This window comes from Bdellovibrio sp. SKB1291214, from assembly GCF_002209355.2.
GTDB lineage: Bacteria > Bdellovibrionota > Bdellovibrionia > Bdellovibrionales > Bdellovibrionaceae > Bdellovibrio.
The window spans coordinates 2,094,482-2,117,436 of sequence record NZ_CP106855.1; the positions used below are offsets into that span (position 1 = coordinate 2,094,482).

Annotated in this window: 18 protein-coding genes; 11 read left to right on the top strand and 7 right to left on the bottom strand. The window is 46.0% G+C overall.

Going from position 1 to position 22,955, the window contains the following annotated elements; genetic code table 11:
- Nucleotides 1-52: 52 nt before the first annotated feature.
- Together B9G69_RS10420 and B9G69_RS10425 are read right to left on the bottom strand one after the other, a co-directional pair.
- The gene (locus tag B9G69_RS10420) at nt 53-6,244 is read right to left on the bottom strand and encodes a hypothetical protein (RefSeq protein ID WP_265437724.1); all 6,192 of its coding nucleotides are present in this window, start codon (nt 6,242-6,244) and stop codon (nt 53-55) included.
- Between the two features lie 144 nt (nt 6,245-6,388).
- The gene (locus tag B9G69_RS10425; RefSeq protein WP_141096903.1) at nt 6,389-7,042 is read right to left on the bottom strand and encodes a hypothetical protein; all 654 of its coding nucleotides are present in this window, start codon (nt 7,040-7,042) and stop codon (nt 6,389-6,391) included.
- A 92-nt stretch (nt 7,043-7,134) separates the two neighbouring features.
- Here B9G69_RS10425 and B9G69_RS10430 point away from each other — a divergent pair, with 92 nt between their 5' ends.
- Nucleotides 7,135-7,458: a hypothetical protein gene (locus B9G69_RS10430; RefSeq protein WP_088615100.1), complete on the top strand. Its 324-nt coding sequence runs from the start codon at nt 7,135-7,137 to the stop codon at nt 7,456-7,458.
- A 289-nt stretch (nt 7,459-7,747) separates the two neighbouring features.
- Nucleotides 7,748-8,305, top strand: coding sequence for a hypothetical protein (locus B9G69_RS10435; protein WP_141096902.1), 558 nt, complete (start codon nt 7,748-7,750; stop codon nt 8,303-8,305).
- Nucleotides 8,306-8,331: 26 nt separating this feature from the next.
- Here the strand turns inward: B9G69_RS10435 and cobB are convergent, their stop codons facing one another.
- Complete coding sequence (cobB, locus tag B9G69_RS10440; RefSeq protein WP_088615098.1) at nt 8,332-9,042, bottom strand: Sir2 family NAD+-dependent deacetylase; 711 nt, start codon at nt 9,040-9,042, stop codon at nt 8,332-8,334.
- Between the two features lie 89 nt (nt 9,043-9,131).
- Here cobB and B9G69_RS10445 point away from each other — a divergent pair, with 89 nt between their 5' ends.
- Nucleotides 9,132-11,393 carry an aconitate hydratase gene (locus B9G69_RS10445; protein ID WP_088615097.1) on the top strand — a complete coding sequence of 754 codons (2,262 nt, stop codon included), beginning with the start codon at nt 9,132-9,134 and terminating at the stop codon, nt 11,391-11,393.
- 67 nt (nt 11,394-11,460) lie between these two features.
- Here B9G69_RS10445 and B9G69_RS10450 read toward each other — a convergent pair whose 3' ends face one another.
- The 3 genes from B9G69_RS10450 to B9G69_RS10460 form a co-directional block, all read right to left on the bottom strand.
- Nucleotides 11,461-12,894 (bottom strand): adenylate/guanylate cyclase domain-containing protein, encoded by a 1,434-nt coding sequence (locus B9G69_RS10450; RefSeq protein WP_265437725.1) that lies wholly within the window; start codon nt 12,892-12,894, stop codon nt 11,461-11,463.
- Between the two features lie 8 nt (nt 12,895-12,902).
- Nucleotides 12,903-14,369: a class I SAM-dependent methyltransferase gene (locus B9G69_RS10455; protein WP_088615096.1), complete on the bottom strand. Its 1,467-nt coding sequence runs from the start codon at nt 14,367-14,369 to the stop codon at nt 12,903-12,905.
- Between the two features lie 156 nt (nt 14,370-14,525).
- Nucleotides 14,526-15,215: a hypothetical protein gene (locus B9G69_RS10460; RefSeq protein ID WP_141096901.1), complete on the bottom strand. Its 690-nt coding sequence runs from the start codon at nt 15,213-15,215 to the stop codon at nt 14,526-14,528.
- Nucleotides 15,216-15,424: 209 nt separating this feature from the next.
- Between B9G69_RS10460 and B9G69_RS10465 the strand changes: the two genes are divergently transcribed.
- From B9G69_RS10465 to B9G69_RS10500, 8 genes are all read left to right on the top strand, one after another.
- Nucleotides 15,425-16,621, top strand: a complete 1,197-nt coding sequence (locus B9G69_RS10465) for a hypothetical protein (RefSeq protein ID WP_088615094.1) — start codon at nt 15,425-15,427, stop codon at nt 16,619-16,621.
- 76 nt (nt 16,622-16,697) lie between these two features.
- The gene (locus tag B9G69_RS10470; RefSeq protein ID WP_217897686.1) at nt 16,698-17,015 is read left to right on the top strand and encodes a YbaN family protein; all 318 of its coding nucleotides are present in this window, start codon (nt 16,698-16,700) and stop codon (nt 17,013-17,015) included.
- 31 nt (nt 17,016-17,046) lie between these two features.
- The gene (locus B9G69_RS10475) at nt 17,047-17,316 is read left to right on the top strand and encodes a hypothetical protein (RefSeq protein ID WP_088615092.1); all 270 of its coding nucleotides are present in this window, start codon (nt 17,047-17,049) and stop codon (nt 17,314-17,316) included.
- Nucleotides 17,317-17,358: 42 nt separating this feature from the next.
- Nucleotides 17,359-18,438 carry a substrate-binding domain-containing protein gene (locus B9G69_RS10480; protein ID WP_088615091.1) on the top strand — a complete coding sequence of 360 codons (1,080 nt, stop codon included), beginning with the start codon at nt 17,359-17,361 and terminating at the stop codon, nt 18,436-18,438.
- A gap of 112 nt (nt 18,439-18,550) precedes the next feature.
- Entirely contained in the window at nt 18,551-19,588 is a 1,038-nt protein-coding gene (locus B9G69_RS10485) for a CapA family protein (RefSeq protein WP_265437726.1), read from the top strand.
- Between the two features lie 97 nt (nt 19,589-19,685).
- The gene (locus B9G69_RS10490; RefSeq protein WP_088615088.1) at nt 19,686-20,417 is read left to right on the top strand and encodes a tetratricopeptide repeat protein; all 732 of its coding nucleotides are present in this window, start codon (nt 19,686-19,688) and stop codon (nt 20,415-20,417) included.
- Nucleotides 20,408-21,421, top strand: a complete 1,014-nt coding sequence (locus B9G69_RS10495) for a hypothetical protein (RefSeq protein ID WP_088615087.1) — start codon at nt 20,408-20,410, stop codon at nt 21,419-21,421. The genes B9G69_RS10490 and B9G69_RS10495 overlap by 10 nt, the downstream gene beginning before the upstream one ends.
- A complete protein-coding gene (locus B9G69_RS10500) occupies nt 21,418-21,987 on the top strand; it encodes a hypothetical protein (RefSeq protein WP_265437727.1) in 570 nt (189 codons plus the stop codon). The genes B9G69_RS10495 and B9G69_RS10500 overlap by 4 nt, the downstream gene beginning before the upstream one ends.
- Here B9G69_RS10500 and B9G69_RS10505 read toward each other — a convergent pair.
- Nucleotides 21,984-22,934, bottom strand: coding sequence for a lipid A deacylase LpxR family protein (locus B9G69_RS10505; protein WP_176400936.1), 951 nt, complete (start codon nt 22,932-22,934; stop codon nt 21,984-21,986). The two genes, B9G69_RS10500 and B9G69_RS10505, sit on opposite strands and share 4 nt — an antisense overlap.
- Nucleotides 22,935-22,955 lie beyond the last annotated feature (21 nt).

Sequence of the window (22,955 nt, forward strand, 5' to 3'; positions counted from 1 at the left end):
GACCATCACTGGTCCCTCTGAACGAGGCGCCAACCATGGCGCCTTTTTTATTTTAGTAGTTTAACCATTTTTGCAGATACACCGGTGCATTCGTCGGTGAAGCGGAAGTAACCGCCGCAGCACTCGGGCCTGCATCCACTATCGCTAGGTTTTTGCCGACCGATCTACCAGAGCATTTAAAGATGCCACCCGTTGTTGTACCGCAGATCAAATACGAACCCACTTGGACGCTTGAATATGTGACTCCTGTGTCGGCTGTAAATGGGGAGCCATAAAGCGTTGAGCCACTGGTTTCTGTTGGAGAAGTTGTCCCCCAAATTGCAGGATCTCCCCAGCATCGAAGTGTGCCATCCATTTTAACGCCACAAGTGTTGATGAACCCTATATTGATGTCCTTATAGGTTGCTCCGCCATCAATCACCAGCGGAGATAAGACGTTAGTTCCGCTATTGTTACCTACAAGGCGGTTCAAATTATTACCCCAACACTTTAAGACGTCAGCCGATGTAATTCCGCAAGTAGTACCGTTAAGAGTGATCTTTTTATAAGTGGTGCCTGCATCCACTAAAACGGGAGTCGATGAGCTTGTCGTTGTGCCATCACCGATAGAGCCACTTAAGTTATGACCCCAGCATTTAAGTGCGTCAGTAGAGGTAATACCGCACGTAGTATAAGCGGATTTTTCAACATACTTATAGCTCGTTCCAGTATCAATGTCCGTGAAGCTTGCAATTTCAGTCGTAGTTCCATCTCCCAGGTTTCCCCAGCCATTATAGCCCACACATCGTAGGACGCCTGCAGTCGTCACTCCACAAGTCGAGTTACCGCTTGTACTTACTTCGGAATATTGAACGCCGGGATCAACACTTGTCGGCACATATACATACGCACCATTGGCAACCGCCGAACCAAAGACATGGTTATTATTTTGCCCCCAGCATTTCAAATCGCCCGTCGTAGTAATTGCACAGTTCGACATTGAATCGTGGCGGTTGGCAAGCTTACTGTAGTTTGTGTCTGGATCGATCAACACCGGGCCAGGGCGACGAACAGCCGTCGTTGTCTTGTCGCCGAATACCGATTGAGAACCCCAGCAATAAAGCTTGTTGGATTGAATTCCACAAGTTTGATTTGTGCCGTCAGAAGAGGATGTTCCCCATGCTATCGAACTGAAAGTCCAACCTTTAAGTTGCTCAGTAAAGCTTGCGTAAGTCGCATAGACATTCCCTAAACCCGCACCGAACAATACCAAGTTCCGTGTTGAGTCGTAGTTCAAGTTACCCCAACATTTCAATGCACCTGCTGTCGTGACACCACATGCGCGCACACCAGCAGTGTAAGCTTTTGAATAACTCGTACCGCTGTCCGCAGTCACCGGTGCATTTCGGTTTGTCGTCGTTCCATCCGCCAATTGGTAAACCGAATTGTTACCCCAGCATTGAAGAACATTTGCAGAAGTCACAGCACAAGTGACACCGCGGCCGGATGTGCCCGTTGTTTCATCGTTCACAGCAACAGAAAGATATGTTGTGCCCGAATTGACATCCACCGGAATGGTGCGAGCCGTGTTAGAACTGTCACCAATTTGACCGAAGGTGTTGTCACCCCAACAGCGCAAGCCTCCAGAAGTCAAAAGACCGCAAGTGTGATGTGAACCAACAGAAACAAAAGAGTAGTCAGCAGCAGCATCGATTGCAATTGGAGTTGACGCATTCGTCGTCGTACCGTCGCCTAAGTTGTTGTATGTGTTGCGGCCCCAGCAACGAAGTTTGTTAGCCGTGGTAATTGCACAAGTTGTTTTAGAACCCGCTGCTACGAATTGATAGCTGTTGGTTCCATCAATCTCTAACGGAACAGCTTGATTTGCCGTTGTTCCTTGACCGATTTGGCCCATATCTCCCAGACCCCAGCAACGAAGTTTATTGGTGCTGGTGATACCGCACGAGTGAGATTCGCCTGCGCTGACCATTGAATACGCAACACCTGAGTCAACGAGGACCGGGGACGTTCTTTGGGTCGTTGTATTGTCACCAAGTTGGTTGTTGGCATTACGACCCCAGCAGTATAGATCTCCGCCTGTGGTGACCGCGCAACTGTGATCCAGACCGACTGCGACGCTTTTAAAGGAAGTGCCGCTTGCAACGGTAACCGCTGTGTCTTTGAACTTGGTCGTACCATCACCGATACCGCCATAGGTGTTATGACCCCAACAGCGAACTGAATTATCGCTCATTAAGGCACAGCTATGTGTGCGTCCCAAGGCAACATGATTCGTGGTAAGATTTTTCTCATCGTCTGCAATATAGAACTGCGCCTGATAAGCGGTGCCCAAGTAAACGAGATCACGATCGGTCTTGGTTAGATGCACGTTGAGTACACGTTCACCATCTGCAGTGGCGTTGCTCAGGAAATTAACTGCCACATCAACCGAAGTAGTGCCTGTTGGGATCGTGACTGAACCGTTGGCTAGATCATGATTCACTCCCTGAACGGCGTCCCCGGTCACCATATAATTAACCACAACATCGTAAGGTTTGGCCGATGGCATGCCTATTGTAAATTTCTGACTTAAAGTGCCTTCGTTGACTCGGTTCATGTTGCTAGACGTAATATTCACGGCCAGCAAGCCGTCCTGGAACCAAGTGTAACTTGTCGCTGCTGTGGCGCTTTGGAAACTGCCGCTTGCATCACCACCCAGCACACAAAGTGTGACGAAGGAGTTAGCGTAGGAAGTAACAGAAGCAGTGATAGTCGTTGCAATCGCAGTGGCAGCCGAGTAGGTGGCAGTATCGCAAGTCCCAGAAGTGATGATGGCTCTTTTATACTGAGTCACACCTGTTCCGCTGACCGTCACACTGAGGTTAGATGCCGAGGATGGATTCGCAGGCACGCCCGCTAAAACCGCCACCGGCAACGGCGCATTGATCACGATATTTTTTTGTCCAGATAAGGAGTTCGCTGAACCAGCCGCCGGCAAACTTAAAGTCGCTGCATTTGTTAACGAGTCCCGCATTGTACCGCCACTAAGTACGATAGTAGCAGCGGATGTGTAATCTAAGTCAGATGATGAATCACCCGAGACGACGGTATAACTGAAATTAATATTCGTCGTGCCAGTTCCGCTAGAATAAGTGGCATTGCGGGTCGTAGAACCCGTTGCCAGAGTGATGTAAGGCGTGCCCGTAACCGTGACGTTTTCATTGAAAGTTACTCTGACGTTCACAACCGTTCCAGCCGCATATGTTCCATCCGCAGTTGTCGATGTCACAAGTTGTGGAATTGGGCCGGTTGCATCACGAGTCCAAGTCGCTTGAGTTGTCGTTGTTGAATAGTTACCTGATGTTTCGCGACCGATTACGCAGACTTTATAAGCTCCATCGCCTGTTCCAGTCAGTGAATCCGTGATTTTTGTGGCGACCGCAATATCAGAACCCGCGTACGCCGCCGTGTTCGTACAAACTTCCGTTCCTCCTGGAGGAACAATGAAGTATCGGTATTGGGCGATTCCCGTTCCTGCAACTGTGATATTCAATGTGGAAGTCGCGTTGGTGCCAGTGGGTGCTCCTGATATCGTGGCAGCGCCTGGAGCAACAGTATCTTTAATGAACGAGCGATTTTGAGTGACGGTACTGCCACCTAAAGAAGTATGTGTTGCGCGCAGGGTGTATGTCGCATCGGCTTTGGCAGAAAGATCAAACGTCGTCGTCCATGCGCCAGATGTACATGTCGGCGTGTTGGTAATATTTTGGTAGGTCGCGCCGTTGTAAACAGCGACAGAAACGGGGCGGCCATCAATCGAGCACGTCCCTGAAACTTCAAAAGCTGCGTTGTTGGCAATATTAATATAAGACATCGACGCTGGTGAAACCCAAGCAACGTTAGCTACGGAACCATCATGAGTGATTGAATCAGAAACGCAGTTTGATTCATTGCCAGCGATATCACGAGTTTTAAAATAAACCGTGTTATAGGCATCAGCTGTTGCAAGCCACCAAACTTGGGAAGTCGCGTATGTTTCCCAAGTACCGCCAGTCAAACAAAGTGCATTGTTAGTGATGTACATCTCCGTCGATGTGGCAGAGGCAATCGTCAGAGTGTTACCAAGTTGATTTGTATAAGCATCGTCATTTTTAATTACGAAAGTTGTCACTGTCGGAGCCACAGTATCTTTCGTATAGCTTTGCGAAGCTGCCGTGGCCGCGATTCCACCAGAGCTGCTATGATTCACCGTAAATGTAATCGAGGCATCCGCTAAAGTTGACACGTCAATCGATTTGCTCCAAGCACCCGCAGTACAAGTAGGAGAAGTTACTGTTAATCCTGTAACGGTAATATCCACCGGCTGTCCATTTTCAGAGCAAGCTCCTGAAATTGTAAATGATGTGGAATTCGCAATATTAATATAAGAGCCCGAAGCAGGAGAGGCGATAGTGACAGTCGGAGTCGTCGAAGTGTGAACAATCGTGTCTGAATAACAGCTCGATTCATTTCCCGCAGCGTCTTTAAATTTAGAATAGACCGTGTTCGTCGCGTCGGCAGTCGCCAAACTCCACGATTTAGATGCGGCAAAAGTTTCCCAGGCGCCACCACTTGTACAACCTGACGTGTTTGTTACATACATCTGACCACCCGTATCTGAGGAAGTGAGTGTCAGCGTAGTTGTCAGATTCGTAGTGCTTGCAGCCCCACCGTTGATAGAGACAGTTCCCGTAGGAACGACCGTATCTTTGGTATAAGAAGGAGAGGTTGCAGAGCCCGTATTTCCAGCAGCATCATTAATAGAAGCACCAAGTTGAAAGCTGCCCTGAGCTAATGAAGTTAAATCAAGAATGGCATTGAATGAAGTGCCGGAGCAAGTCGTAGTCGAAGTAAAGCTGCTTGGACCTGTGATCGTGATGGATCGACCGTTTTCAGAGCAAGTACCGCTGATCGTAAATGCCGCTACATTGGCGCCATTGACATAAGAACTCGCCAGTGGAGAAGTGATTGAAATCGTCGGATTCGAGTTGTCGTGTAAGATATCATCACTTACACAGGCCGTTTCGTTATCATGGCTTTCTTTAAATTTTACATAGACCGTGTTTGTCGCGTTAGCAGAAGGCAACGTCCATGATTTTGTCGCCGCATATGTTTCCCAAGCACCACCGGATGCACAGCCGGCAGTGTTGGTAATGTACATTTGAGTTGCACCAGATACACTCATGTTCAAAGTTGCTGTCAGGGAACTTGTAGTTGCCGCTCCTGCATTAAGTGCCACAGAGGTAATTGTGGGAACTGTGACATAGCGAGAAACAATAACGAATTTTGAGCGAGTGTTGTCGTAGGTGTCTTTGTGAGTTGCCGAGAGCGAAATTGTATTCCCGGTTAAACTAGTCACGTCCACCGTGCGAGAAAATGCACCCGCTGAACAAGTAGCTGTCGTATTAATAGTACCAATTGTAATCGCAACGGATTCACCATTTTCGGAGCATGTCCCAGTAACAGTATAAGCAGCTTGATTGGACGCGGTGATATTAGAAGCTGAGGGAATATCAATCTTTGGTGGCACGGAGTCTTTATCAATTGTTACTGTGTATGATTTTGCTGTTCCACCACCTGAAGGTGTCACGGTAAAAGTTAAGTCGCCCGCATAAACACCCGCAACTGAACTTAAATCAATTGCACGGGACCAATTGCCGCTTGAAGCACAAGTGAATGTTGCCACATTTGCTGAGGATGGAGCTGAAACTTGAACAGTCGAACCTTGAGCACAACGACCAAAAAACGGTGCTGTCGCTACGTTGGCTTCGTTGATTTTTCCTCCACCAGCCGAGGTCGCAACCGCGAAAGAATCCTGATAGACCACGGGAGCGGAGCAATCAGAAGGAACAACTTTACCTGTCATATCCATCGAAAAAACTCGGTAGGTATAAGTTTCGCCTTCGTCTTTGGTAAAAGATGCCGTGTTATTGCTAGCGTCTGCACCTAATTGAATTGTTGGCAAAATGGGATCGTCACAAGTCGCACCTTTATAATAGAGCAGTTCTTGTTGAACGATTTTTTCATTCGTCGGGGCCGCCCATTGAGCTTGCAGATCTCCAGTGGATTGAAGGGCATTTTGATCCCAAGCCAATGAGGAAGCAGCTCTTGTCGTTAATTCTTCAAGAGACAACTCAATCGAACATCCTGCTATAAAAACAGGCAATGTCGTGACGACGAATAATCGTGAGAACAATGACTTCAAATACGTTCGGGGTTGTTCCATGAAGTACTTATCGGCGTTTCGTAAGTATCTTTAATCACAATACGAGGTAACCTATTGATATCACGTCAGTGTTACCCGTTTTTAATATATGAGGTCAGTGATCCGTATCAATATGATACGTACAGATGTCAGCCTTGAAATTGACTACTTTTGAAGAAAAGGAAGTCTTTCAGTGAGCTGGTATCGCGTTTTTGGAGTCGTTCCATCAAGGCCGCTGCTGGCTGTTCCCATAAAAATATTCAGGGGAGTTTGCGCCTTCACTTGATAGCTCGTGTATAAGATCTCACCCTCTGCAGGGGCTTTATACTCATCACAAACTTGACCACTTACTGTTTTGGGTTGATTGGTTTTCCAATCAGAAAATCCACACCAGTTAATCATGTTGAGGGACTCGGTCACGGTGTCAGTCAAGCTTGTGTAAGCTGCTTGCACCATCGTCATATCAAGCTCACGATCAGCAGACTTTACTTTGTACTGAAGTTCATAAACTAAGTAAGCCTTTGTGCAGGCATCGTCTTCGTAAGCCACATGTGAAAATTTCCAGGCAGAATCTTTGATTGAAAGCTTCGTAATCAATGAATCATCATCCATCAAGTGACAGGCCTTAACATACTCACCATTAACGTTGTGAGCATTCGAAGTCGCAAACAAAAACTGAGTCAAAAGCAGCGCAATTTTAATCATGCCAGAAAGCCTATCGCGCACCCCGCCCCAGTCAACCATCAAAAAGGTCCTTGCGAACTCGCGTTTTTTAGATGGCACTGCGTTGTATGTGATGGCGAAGGGTTTGGTTCTCACTGAGCTTTCGTTTTCGTCGAAATTCCCACTTCACGTTGTGTCCGAATGGAGCCGCGGGTAGTTTGCGCCGCATATAAATAAAGGAGTCTCTCATGCGTATCTTTGCTTTTGCTTTGACGATGGTTCTTTCAACGGCGGCTTTCGCTGGTACTAATATGTGCGCGACATACAAAAAAGACCGTATGTTGAATGCGATTAACACAGTGGCTGCTCGTGAAGAAATGAGCTTTGATGAGTTGTGCAATCTTCCAAAACTTTTGGCAGTTGAAGCCATGCCGTCACAAATCGTGAATATCAATGGCGATGTAATCCCATACACTCGCGTGCAACTGCACATGTCTGAAACGAGCTGCTTGTATATGGTTCGCGATAGTGATCAAGTGATCACAGAGGCCCGCTGCTATTCAGCTTGGTAAACCAATTAGGCAGGAAAGGCTCTCGGGGATGTCACCCGGAAAAATTCGCTCAAGGTGTCGAACCTTTCCTGCTGTCATCCCCATCTAGCCCAAAAGTCTTAAAAGCTTAGTTCTGCTACCAAATGCTAAATCAAACCTAAGTCCTCGATAAGTCATCAAATCAAGAAAACACTCTTTCGATTTTTGAAATAATCTTTTTTAGTCTCTCCACATTCATTCAATGTTGCGCAGGTATTCTCGGTCTATGAACTCACAACTGACTGTGAGTAAAGCCTGTGAGGATAGAACTATGGAAAGAATATTGAACGCCGTATTGTTTTCGCTCGTATCCATGGCCGCTGTTGCTGCTATCGGTGCCCAGGAACAACAATCTCTTAGACAGCCTGCAGGGGAGGCGAACGAAGTGTTAAAATGCATTTATACTCCCGCCGCAGATACGCAGAGTTCCTCGTTGCCAACAGTGAAGGTGGGTTTTAAATTTTTGCTACAGAGAAACAACAGCAATCACTTGGCTGCAGATACCTATACGCTGAACGATTCCAACCAGCCTATTAAACAAATTGGTCATGCGGAGCTGGCAACTTCTGTCACCGAAATTTCCGCAACCACAAAAGCATCTGATCTTATTTCTGGATTGACCTTGGCAGAGGATTCGCCATTTGAGTTTGGCATCACATTCAGCTCAACGGCTGCTGATAGCAACGGCCGTTTAAGCGCCACCGTGAACACAGTGACAACATTCGCGGGCCAAACTTATACAGAAATCCCTGTGAGCTGTAAGCTCGCCCCAGCTCCGCAGCGACGTGATCAACAAACACAAAGTTCATCGACAACACGTCTTAATTAAGTCGTACATTTCGACTGTCAGAGGCTTTATTCTCCCAGAATTTTTCGAACGAGCTTGGGAACCTCGACAGAGGCCGGTCCGATCAGATGTTCCTGGAAGGCTCGCGAGATCTCCGTGTCTTTAACATTGATTTCGATCTTGCGAGCCTTCCAAGCAAGCTGCACAAAACCCGCAGCAGGATAGACATTCCCACTGGTGCCGATCGAAATAAAATAATCAGCATTTTCTAAAGCGTGATAAATTTCGTCCATATGGTGAGGCATTTCACCAAACCACACGATATCCGGTCTTAAGGCGCCTTTGATTCCGCATTGAGGGCAACTCTCATTTACTTCTAAATCCTCAGTCCATACGATCGTTTCTTCGCAGGATAGGCAGCGTATTTGATCAAGCTTGCCATGCATGTGCAGAAGATTTTGCGAACCCGCTTTTCGATGCAGATTGTCGACATTTTGCGTGACCAGCAGGAATTGCCCTTCCCAAGCGTGTTCTAACTCTGCCAGAGCTAAATGAGCGGCATTAGGTTGAACAGTAGGATCTTTCAGTTGAGCACGTCTCGCGTTGTAAAAGCGCTGCACCAGTTCAGGATTGCGATGAAAGGCTTCGGGAGTAGCGACATCTTCGATGCGATGATTTTCCCAAAGGCCGTCTTGATCGCGAAATGTGCGAATGCCTGACTCGGCGGAAATGCCGGCGCCAGTAAGGATGACGATGTTTTTGAAGACATGCGGATTCAAAATTATGCCTCGTGACAACTTGCTCAACTCGTTGAGTTTTCAACTGATTTTCATTAGGATGTGGCGTTCTTTACAGAAAGGCAATTACAATGGCTTCTAAAATCGAAACTACACCGGAAATGGTGCAGAACGTTTACAAGAAGACAGCTGAACGTATCGCAGTTGTTGGTAAACGCTTGAACCGTCCTTTGACTCTTGGAGAGAAAATTCTTTTTGGTCACTTGGACGACCCACAAAATCAAGAGCTAGTGCGTGGCGAAAGCTTCCTACTTTTGAGACCAGACCGTGTAGCAATGCAAGATGCGACAGCTCAAATGGCTTTGTTGCAATTCATGCTTGCAGGTAAAGATGAAGCAGCAGTTCCTTCAACTGTACACTGCGATCACTTGATCCAAGCTTACAAAGGCGCTGGCGCCGACATGACTGTTGCAAACGCAACGAACAAGGAAGTTTACGACTTCTTGGCAACAGCTTCTTCTCGTTACAATATCGGCTTCTGGAAACCAGGCGCTGGGATCATCCATCAAGTCATCCTTGAAAACTATGCTTTCCCAGGCGGCTTGATGATCGGTACAGACTCTCACACTCCGAACGCGGGTGGTTTGGGTATGTGTGCTGTGGGTGTTGGTGGTTCTGACGCTTCTGACGTGATGGTGGGCCTTCCATGGGAAGTTAAAAATCCAAAATTGATCGGTGTTCACCTTAAAGGTAAATTGGGCGGTTGGGCTTCAGCTAAAGACGTGATCTTGAAACTTTGCGGAATGCTAACTGTTAAAGGTGGTACGGATAAAGTTGTTGAGTACTTCGGTGAAGGGACTTCTTCAATTTCTTGTACTGGTAAAGCTACGATCACAAACATGGGTGCTGAACTTGGTGCAACGTGCTCTGTATTCCCATACGACGAGCGCATGGCTGCTTACTTGAAATCAACAGGCCGTCACGAGTTGGCTGCAGTTGCTGATGCTCACAAAGATCTTTTGTCTGCTGATGCTGACGTTGTTGCAAATCCAGGTAAATACTTCGACGAAGTTTACGAAATCGACTTGTCTGCTTTAGAGCCACACCTAGTGGGTCCTCATACTCCAGACTTGGCTCGTCCTATCTCTGCACTTAAAAAAGAAGTGGCTGAGAAAGGTTACACAGTTAAGATTTCTTCAGCCTTGATCGGTTCTTGCACAAATTCTTCTTACGAAGATATCGGCAGAGCTGCTTTCGTAGCAAAACAAGCTATGGAAGTTGGCGTGAAAATGGAATCTCCGTTCTTGGTTTCCCCTGGTTCAACACAAATCCAAAACACGATTGAACGTGACGGCCAAATGGCAACATTTAACGAAGTTGGCGCGACGGTCCTAGCAAATGCTTGCGGTCCTTGTATCGGTCAATGGAGACGTGACGACATGAAGTCTGGCGAGAAAAATACAATCGTCACTTCTTTCAACCGTAACTTCCGCGCACGTAACGACGCGAACCCAGAAACTTTGGCCTTCATCGCTTCTCCGGAAATCGTAATGGCTTTGGGCCTTGCAGGCCGTTTGGATTTCAATCCTGCGACAGACGAATTGGTTGGTCCAAAAGGAACCATCAAATTGCAAGCTCCAGTGGCTCCAGAGTTGCCTGCTAAAGGTTTCATCGCGGATACGGAAGGTTACCAAAAACCAGCTGGTGCTACGGCACAAGTTGCGGTGAATCCTTCTTCAGATCGTTTGCAACTTCTTTCTCCATTCACTAAGTGGGACGGCAATGACTTCGTTGATAATTTGGTTCTTGCGAAAGCAAAAGGCAAATGTACAACGGATCATATCTCTCCGGGTGGTAAATGGTTGAACTACCGTGGTCACTTGGACAACATCTCTAACAACATGTTGTTGGGTGCAGACAATGCATTCACAGGTGAAATCGGTAAAGGTAAGAACCAATTGACTGGCGAAACTGGTATCGAGTTCGCGCAAATCGCACGTAACTACCAAAAAGCGGGCAAGGGTTGGATCATCGTTGGTGATGAAAACTATGGTGAAGGTTCTTCTCGTGAGCACGCAGCGATGTGCCCAAGACATCTTGGCGCAACAGCAGTTATCACGAAGTCATTCGCACGTATCCATGAAACGAACTTGAAAAAACAAGGTGTGTTGGCTCTGACTTTCGTAAATCCAAAAGACTACGACAAAGTTCAAGAAGCGGACAAAGTTTCCCTGGTAGATCTTAAAGATCTTGCTCCAGGCAAAAACGTGAAAATGATCTTGAAGCACGCTGACGGTTCGACTGAAACAATCGAAGCGAAGCACACATACAACGCAGAACAACTTAAATGGTTCCGCGCTGGTTCAGCATTGAACCTCATCCGCGGTCTTTAGTCGCTGAATAGTAAAAAGCTAAAACTAAAACCCACAGTTTAAAGCTGTGGGTTTTTTTTGACTGAAACTATTCAGAAGTGGCAAGTTCTGTCTTTTCGTAATTGCACAGACTGCAAGACAGCAAATAGTGACCGTGTTCATTGGTGCTGATTTGTAAGTAGGACTTCTGGCAAGAAGGGCAGTGTTCTGAATCAAACATCATGCATTCCGGAGCATTGACCAACTCAAACAAATCTTGCTCTGCGTGCTCAAAGCCTTTTAAGAAAAGCTTTCCAAGTTTTTCGATTTCAAAGCCATCTGTCTCCAAAATTTTTGCCACGGTGGAATCAAGAATGATTTGTTCTGGCCGCGCCAGAGACGCCAAGCGAGTCGATAAGCGCAGTGGAATTCCGATCGCCGTATAGGATCGAAAGTATTTTTGATCACCGTAAAATCCCACGTTCGCTTCACCAGCCGAGATACCAATGCGTACTTGCATTTTTTTACGCCAGTTGAATTGATAGAATTCAGAATCCAGCAACAAGGCCTGGCGAACATCTAAAGCTGCCAGGCAAGTTTTTTGGATGAAATCATCAGCATGATCGGAATCGTTTGAAAACGCCAAAATTCCATCACCCTGAAACTTATCGATGGTCAGATCGTATTTTAAAAATATCGAAAGAACCGTATCCATGAAGCGCGCAAGCACGTTGTCAACTTTGCGATAGTCTAAGCGTAATACGTGTTGATCCGAATCGACGATGTCGATCATGACGGCACAAATCTTTAACTGACGAATGCTTTTTTCATGGTCCATATGACCGTCATAAATTGCCTGGGCTGTTCGTGGGCTAAATTGGGTTTTCAGAGAGTTTAAACGTACAGCCTCTGCAGTTTTTCTTTTGATGATATTATCGCGATTTACTATTTCGGTTTTTAAGGCCATACGGCTGTGTATTTCACGCAGTCGCATTCTTTCATGGAAAAAGCGTATCAAATAGCAAATCAGAATAGTTCCAGTGATAAAAAAGGTATTAATCAAAATACCCAGCCAGTCCTTCGTGGAATGCGCTCCGTAAATGACGATGGCATAATAAGGAATAAATATGAGGCCCGCAGTCAGCAGAAAAAAAGGAAGGGTGAAGGGCAGAAACGACAGGCCCCCCAATGCGACCAGATTTAAACCTGCGTAATAAGTTGTCGTGACTTCAGGCAACAGACCAATCATCACATTGATTGGTAAAGCCACCAGGCCACCAAAAATGGCAGCAACCCATTGTGCAGATTCAGCCGATCGTTCGTGATCTAGAATTTTTTTAGCAATTATACAGACAGGGATGATGGTTAATCGCAGTGCTAAAAACTCCCACTTTAATGCAGGAGCATAGATGCAGTCGGCAAGCCAGAAAACCAAATAGAGCGGTATGGCCATCCAGTTAGAGATGACCTTGAATACCGCACTAATTTCCGCATTCACCTCAAACTCGCGCATCTGCGAGGAGGTGATCACTGTATCAAACACTCAAGTCCTTATTTTTTAATAACGACGAACAGATTTACGCCCAGCGGTTCTTTCTCGATCCAGATTTGTGATCCAATACCGTCAAAGATACGCAGAAGGTCTTCTTCTGATCTATAAATTAAATGCCAGTCTAGTACCAGTTCCATAAAAGGCACACAAGGGTTTGTTTTGCTGAAATTTCCAATGATGACATGTCCCCCAGGTTTAACTGCGGCCACCATTTGTTTTGCAGCCAATTGGGCAATTTGCTCTGTAAAATAGTCAAATAACCCAGCCGAGTATATGAGGTCATAGCCTTGATCTGGGCAGCCACCCGCAATCAAATTCTTAATAGCCATGTTATTGAAATGGAAGTTGTAACCGGAATTCGTGGAACGCTCGATGGAGAGCAACTGGCGTTGAGCATGCTTTAAAGACTCTTCGTCTTGATCCAAACAAGTGAATTCCAAAGGGCGACCGTGGAATTCAGTTTTGCTTTGTAAGAAAATCTGCTGTTCCATCGCGGGACCGCTAGCGATGGACAAGATTTTCATTGTTTGAGTAGCGGGGGCTTCACGGACGATATCGCTGATTTTTTCAACCAGATATGTACCGCGATTTTTTACGGCCGCCCCCGCAGGTTCGTCGATGAAATATTTGTGCATGCATTGATCAAACAATGTTTTTCCGACCAATTCATTGCGATAGAGGTGATTCATCATTTCATAATCACCAGCGTAACCACGAGGTTTGTAGTAGGCTCTTGCGGCAAACGGGGCCCCATATACGTAGTCACCGATTTGCTCTCGCATAAACTTTGTAACCCACTTGAGTTGGCTGTCAGAAAGACCCGCCAGCAAAGCAGGAATTTTTGAATAAGCATAGGGCAGGGCCTGCCCCAGGTATTTCGCTAGGTTTTCCGCGATTGTTTGACGATACTCTTGAGCTTCTTTAAGACTGTCTTTAGGAGTGTTAGCCTCTAACGCATCCACTTGGGCCTTCATTTTTCCCAGCCAGTCTCTCATTTCATAAACAATACTTTTAAGCTCTGCAGGAAGCTCGGCTAACGCCATGGCATATTCAGTTTGGTTTTGAATAATGGTGGTCGTCGCTTGTAGCGTCTGAATTTTTTGAATCTGGATGGGTTCACCGACCACTTCGAAAACCGTCAGGAGTTTTTGCTGGCCGCTATCGCTATCGAACGTTTCATCATCAATCCAACGAAGCTTGATATCTTGAGATTTAAATCCGTTAAAAGATAATGTGGCGACAGGAGTATTGTGCACACCAAAAGCAGAACGAAATGCAAAACCGTTAGCTTCTGGCATAAGAACAGAACAGCCAAATGGATTGACGTTTAAAACATCGCACTCAAAATCATTGAATACCATTTTACAGGTGTTTGATTCAAAAGATGTTCTGTCTTGGCGAATTGCGGACTTGCGTTTTTCTGGAGCGACAGTGAAAAGCTCTTGCTTCAAAGCATCGGTGCTCATTAATCCCTCTTTTGTTTAGTTAAGTGGGGTTATTGGACCAAAATCCAGGTGTGGAATGAAACAAAAATGAGTTTTCTCGTATAAACCTAGACCTGTGTATAGTTTATTACAGAATTTTCCTTACGAAAGTTCGAAGAAAGTCGCTACTCCATGGAGTCAATGTCGCGGAAACCAACACTGCGGACGAGGAGCTGCAATGGCACTTGCGACGAAAGTGTCCAACCGACATTGAGGACTGCCATATTCTAGTAAGACTGATTTTACTTTTTCAGGATCCTTATTGCTTAGGTGAGGTTCGGCAGTTTCATAGGGAAGAACTTGCCACTGAAGTTTGGCGACAATGATCCCTGCGATAAGCGCACGACGACATATTGCAAATTCAGTCTGCGAGGAACATATTTTCCGGATATCTGATTCATAATTTTGAGGAAGCGTAACTTTTTGTTCCGCAATCGTAGGAGCCAATTTATTAAAACAAGATTGAACGGAGTAATAATCAGCTGCACCTTCACCAGTGACCCAGGGAGCGGCACCCACAGCTGGGAAGTAGGGCTTTTCACCTAGATGATGTCCGATTTCATGGCACACCATCAATGTGAAGCTATCGACGGTCGTTGTTCGTTCGTGCGCAAGTCCACCGTAAATCACAACAAGCTTGCTTTCATCAAAGCGCATCGCCTGAGCGTTCACGGTTTCGTTATCCCAACTACCTTGGATCTCGATATCGGGATAATTTTTTTGAATGATGTTAAGCAATGTCGAAAAGGCAGACTCGCTCATCGAGGCCTCAGCCGTTTGCATGAAGAAAGACGATGTCATAAATAACAGACTTAAAAGTATCTTCATGGGACCTCCTGAAACAAAAGACCACTATAGGGTGAACCATGCTGCTGTGAAACCCCAGGAAGATTTTTTGAAATTTTTCCGAGTCCCTGTCTATGGAATGACCAACAATTTTCGGCACCTTTGACAATCCTAACAAATGAAAATCAGCGGATTTCGAGGGGTTAAAGCGGATTTTAACCGGTCCACCCTTTGCACTAAACCGCCGAGTTATGAAAAATACAGTTCAATTCCTATTGTACGTGATGCTGATTTTGATGGTCCCCGGCCGCATGGCTTTCGCCGTGGAAGGGGATCAACCTGATTCCGTGGAAACGGAGCTGGTCGAAAAAAACCTCGAGCCCGCCAAGGTCGTTACTGATGCTGATAAAGCCTCGACGGTCATTAAGTATGGCGATGGTAAGTCCATCACGTTGGATGCTTATCCTGACGTAAATGCGATGAAGGATGCTTTGGGCCTTACGATTCCAGAAAAGGTTCGTGCCGAAATCTTAGCTCGTGGCGGAAAGGTTGAAGAGATCAATCCGCTGGAGTCCTATGAAAACCTGTCAGACGAACACAAGGCAAAATTCCAAGAAATGCGCCTGCATTTCTTAACGAACGCGGCTCGAATTTTAAATTCTACAAAGTTTGCGCTCGGTGCGGGAAGTCTAATGGGGGATGGCTTTAGCTTTATCAAAGTCAACGTCAAAAAGGTCTTCGGCAAAAACACTCCTAAAGAAGACAAAGTACGATTGACGTTTAAACAACGCAGTGACCAAGCTATTTCAAGTGTACTTAAAGGGATGGATTATAAATTGTGGTCCCAAGCCCCTTTATTGATTGATTCAAATGAATTCGGTTTGAGCGTGTCCTTAGGAATGGTGGCTGAAACCGGCGTGATGAAAAAGGGTGCTGGCGGTGCGGAAGAAGTTGGTTTCAGCATGGCTTACAGTAAAAGCAAAAAGGCCTTCGTTTTTGAAATTTTTCATAATTCGGAAAGATTCGATAACACGAAAGCTGCGATTTCTGTGATTGGTGTTGTTGCGAAGGCGGGTATGACGATGGGTCACCGTGAAGGCGCAGAAACATTGAAAGGTCATTCATTCTATCCACCGGCGATTCCGGGCTTTAGCATGAATTCCCCTGAATACTTTGCGGCAGGTTTTAGCAGCAGCTTAGGATTGCCGCCTCCGCCGTTAGCCGATCTTTTGACGTTCACGAATAAGTTTGAGCGACACTCGCTCATTCGCGTGACTGTCTCTCCACTTGTAAAGGGATTTATACGTTTAGAAGTGGGCGATGTGAAAGGCTCGTTTAAAGGAATTGCAGTGCGCTTTGCTGATATCTTTAAATCGATCGCTTATAAAGTGCATATCTTAAGACGTCCCGGCCAGTGTGCCTCGGTCTTTACCGTGGCTGCTGGATAAACAGATCATGCCCGGCCTTGTCGGAAACCCGGTATTAAGAATATTTTTATTGATACTGGGGGCGGTCTCTTTGGCAATGGGAATTATAGGTGTCTTTTTGCCGATACTTCCCACAACGCCTTTTGTGATTTTATCGGCATGGTGTTTTGTCAGAAGTTCTAAGAAAGCCCATGCGTGGCTGTATCGTCAGCCTCTGTTCGGTCCCGCCCTAAAAAATTGGGATGAAAAAAGAGCGATCTCGAGACGTGCGAAGCTTTTAGCTGTCTCAATGATACTGGTCTCGTTAACAGTGATGTGGTTACGCATTCAAAACCAAAATGTTTTGTTGGTTGCCACTGCAGTTTTGGTCAGTGTTTCGATTTTTATCGCCACTCGAAATGAGCCCACTGATTGACGGTTGAGAGTGAGTATTGGACAATAGGTCCATGAGCCTTGAGCAATTCTTTACAAATCTTATTGAAAAAGCTGAAGCATCCGAAGAAATTACGAATGCTGGAACCGACGACGAGGGTTTTTATAAACCGACGCGCACTATTTTGCTTCGTCATCTTCAGCTGCTTAAGGATCTCCATAAAAAGCCTCTGGCAAAGCCCATGCTGAAACAGTCGTGGTCCTATGTCACCGAGCATGTTCCTCCGGAGTGGCTTGTTCCCAACAGCAAACAGGATCAAGAAGAACTCAAAAAAATGCTGTGATCTGTTGCATTCACAAGTTCTTAACTTAGAAACTTTCTGTGTATGAATAAGCTTTCCATTTTTGTAAATCAACAAGCAAGGATTCTTGAGACTGTTTTCAAGTTGTTCATGACGTCTTGTTTGCTTGCTTCCGTTGCAAAAGCACTTCCAGACAACGGCCCGCAAGCACAACCGAACAAAAAAATTTTGTTCATCGCCTCCAATCTGCGCAACGGGGGAGTTAAATCTGTCAGTGAGTCGTTTAAACAAGCTGGACATCACTTGAAGTGGCAGGTCGATATTGCGGATTGTGGTGGTCAAAAAAGCTGTGTTCTTTCAAACTTAAAAAAAGCACTTAAAGATGTCCCTGATGGAATTGTTTTGGGTGGGTTTGATGGTGCTGATTTTCGCGACACTTTGAAAAAAGCTCGTAAGAAAAGTGTCAAAGTCGTTGGCTGGCATGCAGCCGCTAAGTCAGGTCCTACAAGCGATATGTTCACTAATATAACGACTGATCCTATCGCCGTCGCACACACAGCTGCTGCTCAGGTTTTAAATTATGGAGCTAAAACCGGTGGCGTGATTATTTTGACAGACCGGGATTATTCCATCGCAACCACAAAAACGTTGGCAATGAAAAAAGCGATCGAAGCTATGCCCAACTTCAAGTTGATTGCCGTCGAAGACGTGGCAATCGCTCATGCCGATAAAGAAATCCCTCATCTGATCAAAGCTTGGAATCAGCGTTACGGAAAATCATGGACTCATACGCTAGCGATTAACGATCTGTATTTTGATATGATGGCTCCGTCCTTAAAAGCCATTCATCGTGAAGACGTTGTAGGTATCGCTGCTGGTGATGGCTCCGTTGATGGCATAGCACGGGTTGATGCTCTCAAGTCCCCGCAGTTGGTTACGGTGGCAGAGCCCCTACAGACCCAAGGGTGGCAGCTAGCCGATGAGTTAAACCGTGCCTTGGCGGGGGAGCCTGCCAGCGACTACAAGACCCAGGTTTTGGTGATCAGTAAAACGTATATGGATGGTCTTAAGAGCGGTGATATCGAAGAAAGCATCCCCTATCAGAGTTCATATCTAAAAATTTGGTATCCTGACACAGCAAAAGAAAAGACGCTTTCCCCATAAAACAATGAAGCCCTTCTGAAACCTGTCATAAAATTTGACAGGGCTGAAATAAATGCTGAAGGCCTCTGCTAGGGAGGCCAACATCTGTAGGATATTGTATAACTCTCCTGCAATGAAAATACTCTGGATCGTCCTCTCCGCTTTAAGTTTTTCGCTGTCAGCGATTGCCGCTGAAGAATCTTTTGTCACCATTTCCGCAGTGGGTGACGTGATGCTTGGAACGGATTATCCCACGGATAAACTGCCAAATGATCAAGGGCGCAAACTTTTTAAATATTCTGAAGCCTATATTAAAACCGGCGATATTCGTTTCGCTAACTTTGAAGGAACATTGTTCGACGGCTCTAAAGGTGCTGGATCAAAAAGTGAAGGTGCAAATCGCCACTTGTTCCGTACTCCCACGGAGTTCGCACGCACGTTTGCGAATGCAGGTTTCAATGTCGTGAGCTTAGCCAATAACCATGCCATGGATTTTGGTGTGGAAGGTCTTTATTCAACTCAACAGACGTTGCGTTCCTATCAAATACAGTACTCCACAAAAAGGGGAGCTGAAGTCGCCCAGTTCACCGTGCGTGGCATTCGTGTGGCTTTGATCGCAACGGATTTTTATCCGGGTCCTCGCAGTATTTCTGCTCCTGAAAAAACCTATCAAGAGATTCGAGAACTGAAAAAACGTTTTGATGTCGTGATCGTGTCTTCTCACGCAGGTGGCGAGGGTTCCGATGCTCTCAGAACTCCCAATCAGACTGAATACTATATGGGTGAAAACCGCGGGAACTCAGTGGCCTTTGCCAGAGGAGCGATCGATGCGGGGGCAAGCTTGATCATAATGCATGGTCCTCACGTGCCTCGTGGTTTGGAAGTTTATAAAGGCCACTTGGTGGTTTATAGCATGGGAAATTTTGCGACAGAGCGTGGGATTAATATTCTAGGCACTGCAGGCCTGGCACCGCTGTTATTGATAAAGCTTGATCCTAAAGGAAAATTCCAAAAGGGCTCAATCACCTCGTTTGTTCAAAATCGCGAGCAAGGAGTGATCTATGATAAAACCATGGGCGCATTTAAGCTTATGCAAAGTCTTTCCTATCAAGACTTTGCAGCCTCAGCCCCGCAGTTCGACTCCACCACAAGTATGATTTATCCACGTTAAATTTTCTTGTTACCACCAGGTAACGAAGTGTGAATTAAGTATAATTTTGATTTGGTCTATTTAAATTTTGGACGCATCCGCTTACTATCCGCGTTCTATGCGTTGGATTCCTCTCTTACTTTTGATCGCCGTTTTGTCTGCGTGCAATTCCGTGAAGCCGGAAACTCGCGAGCAAAAAATGAATCGTGGTTTCGATTACCTCGATCAGCAAAACTATGATCAAGCCGTTGATTACTTTCAAAAGCTATTGAAAGAGGACCCCCATCCCCAAGTGCGTATGGCATTGGCTTCTGCCTATGCAGCCCGTGCGGGAGTAAAATTTGATAGCATCTATAATTTTGTAGTCGTAAAGCATAAACCCGTCGTTCGCATGCAGCTGGCACAACTGAACTTTTCTGAACAAACCAACGAAGTCATTCATAACCTAGAAGATTTCCTAGCACAGTGGGAGCAAGTTCCCAATGTCACAAAGTCGGGCCGCAGTGATCTTGATAAAGCCGTCAAAGTTTTATCTGAAACAGATAATGCGGGCGCAAGACTATATAGCGCCATTTTGCGTGTGGTGGTTCTAAAAGCCAACGTCGGTGAAGGCTTGCTTTCGTGGCAGTTACAAGCTCAAAGCGATGAAAATAAACTGTGCCTTAAAGATATTCGTCCTTGGTGGCAATGGTGCGAAAAGGTTTTAAATTCTCTAGAAAGCTTGGGCACCGATTTGGAAAAAGCTTTTCCCAAGAAAATGGACGAGCTTAAACAGTACCGCGCGCAACTTGCATCATTTAAAACTCAAATGTCAGCCGTGTCGATTCCCTTGGGGGATGCATGCTTTTAAGGGCGCTTGCAGCTTTCCTAGCCTTATCCTGTGTGGCACAGGCTGGGCCCTTGCCTGCCTATTTTCGTGACGGCGGAACGCGCTTTTTGTTTAGAACTTTCGGTACGGCTTGCTATTCGATGGACAGTATCGAACGCGGTCTTCCTTGCAACCCGGCCTTTATTGCTAAGAACGATGAGAAACGCTTTGATAGCGATCTTTTTCTTGGCACAAATATGGATTACCTCAGCGACGTCGATGACTTGGTAAATGGAAATGCCACTCCAGAACAAGTGAACAGAATTTTTTCCCGTCGTGATGCCTCCCAAGCCGAGGCCTCCTTAGAAGCGGCTTTTCAAGCTCGTACATGGGGTCTATCCGCTGAGCCCTATCGCTTGGTGTTTTACACAGACATCCATAATCCCTCGTTGCCTGCCATGAGCTTTATCGCTGCTGAAGAGAAAAGTTTAAAGTTGCAGTTTTCTTCGTACGTGAGCCACAATTTTTTTGCAGGTATTCAGCTTCGATACACCCACGTGAAATTCGTTGGAAACTATATCCTGTTAACCGAAGCCGTGGCGGGGGAGTCAGAAGATCTCTTCCGTGCTAGAACGCAGGATCTGTTTTATGTGGAACCTGGCTTTGTCTATGCATGGGATGATCAGGAGTGGAAGCCCCAGATTTCTGCGATGCTTTCGCAGTGGGGCTTTACTGACGAAAAGTCTGAGCAATATCCGGTGAAACCACAGGGCCTGTTAGGCGCCTCCATCAAGCCACCTACTGGTATGGGGCTATTAGAGGTCGGAACACAGTTCGCCATCAATTCAGATACGGAACATTGGCAAGAGGCGTTTCGCGCAGCTATTTCTTATAAGTTAGGTATCTTACAGTTAGCGGTCAGTGGAGGACAGAACGACCACTCAGCAGGCTTTCTATTAGGTTATAAGAACCTCACCAGCGGACTTTCCTATTGGAGCCAGGATGACGATAGCGGCGTTTATATCTCCTTTGGAGTGACGTTATGAAGGCCTTTGTGATCGCTGCTCTTGTGGCGCTTATAACAATCACGTCCCAGGCCCATGCCTTCATGAGCGATGAGAGTCATTATCAGGGGTTGCCGGAGTGGTCACAGTTTAAACAATTCATCCACGAGCAACAGCAAGAAGACGAGCGTTTGGGTCTTAGCTATATGATTTCTGGGGGGCTTGCCGCGGTCGGTGGGGTGATCGGCTATGATCTTTCTAACGATCCCTTAAGTCGCAGTGTTTATGCTTTAACTTCTACAGTCGGAATAGCTGCAATAGGGTTGGGTGCGAGCCACTATTGGACGGGCAATGAATACGACAGTTTCTTTTTCGCCTTAGAGCACTCTAACATTTCTGTGCAGGAGAAAAACCGCATTTTGCAAAAGTATTTAGAAAAGGAACACGATAAAAGGGAGGCGCGCCGTTGGATTCGCGTTGTGACTCACTCTTTGATCGCTGTTGCCAATTTCTATAGTGCGTCCCGCGAGCCCAATGGTGATGTAAAGCCGGTGTTTATTTTCTTAGGAACTGTGAATACGGTTCTGGCGATAAGTTATTCGTTCTAGAAGCCGCGCTGGTAACTTAATGAGATATTTCCGCGGCTGTCGTCCGTCGTCTGAGTTTTAAAGCGCTTCGTGCTCATCTCATAGCTATAACCAAATTCCACATCATCAAATCTTAAAACGAAACCGGCACTCCCGGCCGTCAGCAGAGGACGCTTTTCAACTGACGGACTTTCTCCATCAGAGTTTCCATCCAAAAAAATGTCTTTAGCCACGATCTTTTCATTGATACGAAATACCGCAAATAAAGAGAAGCGTTCATCATACGCATTGATGGCTCTATAGCCCATATCATCTGGAATATTATAGCCCCAGCGAAGGATAGCGCCAATTTCTGCATGGGTATCGACGTTTCCTAAAGAGCCCCCATAGAAATAAATGAAATCGGAATCAGCACTGCCTTCATAACGATAGGGGAGTACGGCCTGCTTGACCTTTACATTGATACCAAGCTCATTATGAAGTTGATGGTCCCATCCTTGAGCTTCATCCACCCCAATCATCCGGTGATAAGCATTCTGTGTTTCTTTTGCTAAGGCAGCAGGACCCACGACACCCAGGTCGATTGCATATATAGTTAAAAGCTTTTCTTCACGCACACCCAGCGTGCTTGTTAGGAACAACCAACCAGCATACGGTTGGTCCGCTGGATCTGGAATCGCGAGATCGGTGTTTTCGGGCGTATAGATGAACTGTGAAATGGCCAAACTCGAATAAAGTTTCTGCGAAGAAGAAAAGTCATCTTTAAAACCGCTCGTGAATCCGAACAGCCCACTTTGAATAACACCCACAGATATATTGTTAGTCAGATGGCGATCTGAATGTTCTGGCCCTGTGAAATAGTCATTTCCAACATCTAAAATGATCTGTCTTCCACCATCATTTGCTGATGCTGAATAAACAGGCAAAATTTGTAGAAATAGAATCACCAAAAGTTTTTTTGAAGTCACAAGTCCTCGTATCTATTAGGA